The organism is Kineococcus esterisolvens (genome assembly GCF_050871405.1).
Classification (GTDB): domain Bacteria; phylum Actinomycetota; class Actinomycetes; order Actinomycetales; family Kineococcaceae; genus Kineococcus.
The window spans coordinates 1-1,391 of record NZ_JBJLRI010000150.1 but is presented as its reverse complement, the minus strand read 5'-3'; the positions used below and the strand labels follow the sequence as shown (position 1 = coordinate 1,391).

General features: G+C 69.5%; 2 protein-coding genes. Both read right to left on the bottom strand.

What is annotated here, in order from left to right:
* Positions 1–50 precede the first annotated feature (50 nt).
* Complete coding sequence (locus tag ACRYR8_RS21175) at positions 51–689, bottom strand: methyltransferase family protein (protein WP_432486239.1); 639 nt, start codon at positions 687–689, stop codon at positions 51–53.
* 226 nt (positions 690–915) lie between these two features.
* The gene (locus ACRYR8_RS21170) at positions 916–1,248 is read right to left on the bottom strand and encodes an ArsR/SmtB family transcription factor (protein ID WP_432486238.1); all 333 of its coding nucleotides are present in this window, start codon (positions 1,246–1,248) and stop codon (positions 916–918) included.
* Positions 1,249–1,391 lie beyond the last annotated feature (143 nt).

The following is a 1,391-nucleotide window of genomic DNA, read 5'->3' as shown; positions in this document are numbered from 1 at the left end:
GCGGGATGACCGTGAAGTCGTAGACCCGCCGTGATCGCGCTCAGATCGCGTTATTTGTGGGTGATGGTCTCGGTGGGTAGGCGTCCGAGGCGGGGTAGGAAGCGGCCGGTCCTGGCCGCGTAGGAGTGATAGACGAGAAGATGGGTGCGCAGCAGGTAGGGCTCTTCCACACGCCGGACCTGCACCTGCACCGCGATGAGCAAACAGGCCAGGGCGAGCAGCGACAGCACGCTGGGCGCAGCCAGGGCCAGCCCGAGCTGGCTGGTGGCCATGGCGGTGAAAATGGGGTTGCGCACCCAGGCGAAAACACCGGCGGTGACCAGCTCGGTGCGTTCTGCCTCATCGACGCCGATGCGCCAAGACGCTCCCATGCTCACCTGCGCAGCCATGGTGCCGACGAAGCCGAGCACCAGCAGCACCAGACCAGCCGCGCCTGTCCAGGGGGAAGCCAAGGCCGCCAGGATCGGCACCACACCACTCAGCGCCAGGGCGGGGGCGGCCAGGGCCGCCAGCACCGCGAGGGTGAACATGCGTGCCGCCCACCACTCCAGCGAGCCGCGCTGGGTGGAGAAGCCGTTGAAGCCGGTAGAGCCGGTACGGCGGTAGTGCAGCCACGTGCGCAGGCCGAAGGCGACCAGCACGCCCGTGGCGTAGAGCAGGAAGGCCGAAGTGATCACTACGGTGGTCACGGTGTGATCGCCTCGAGGTGATCGGGATGATCGGCAGGAGCGCCGGGTGCGGTGGTGCAGCAGTCGTTGGCGCACCCGCCGCCATCTGCCTGGCCGTTCGCCGTGCTCGAGCCGGTCGGGAGGGAGGCGTTGGGGGCGCAGCAGCCGTCCGCGGTCAGAGGCGTGCGGGCAGCGGCGCGGCTGGTGGGGTGGCTGGTGGGGTGGCTGGTGGAGTGCGTGGTGGCCATCAGCAGCAGTCCTCACCGGCGCGCGAAGTCACGCACACCTCGGGGGCGGCGGTGAGCACCGTGCTGAGCAGGTCCTCCAGCGCCTTGCGCAGCCCGCCGTCGGCCAGCTCGTAGCGCAGCCGCTTGCCCTCGGGAACGGCCACCACCAGTCCGCAGCCGCGCAGGCAGGCCAGGTGGTTGGACAAGCTGGTGCGTGAGACGCCGAGCTGCTCGGCCAGCTCGGTGGGGTAGGCCCCGGCCTCGCGCAGAGCGATGAGCACCCGCGCCCGGGTCGGGTCCGACAGTGCGTGGCCGAAGCGGGCCAGCACCTCGACGTGGCTGATCGTCTCCATGGCCACGACGCTACATCAGAAGCTGACGTCAGCTAAGCCTGAATTAAGATCGACGCGCGAGCAGTCGCACTCCGTCAGCCGAACATCGACAGAAGAGGGCGCCGGCGTCCGTTCATGATCGCGCCCGGAGGGCGGGATGACCG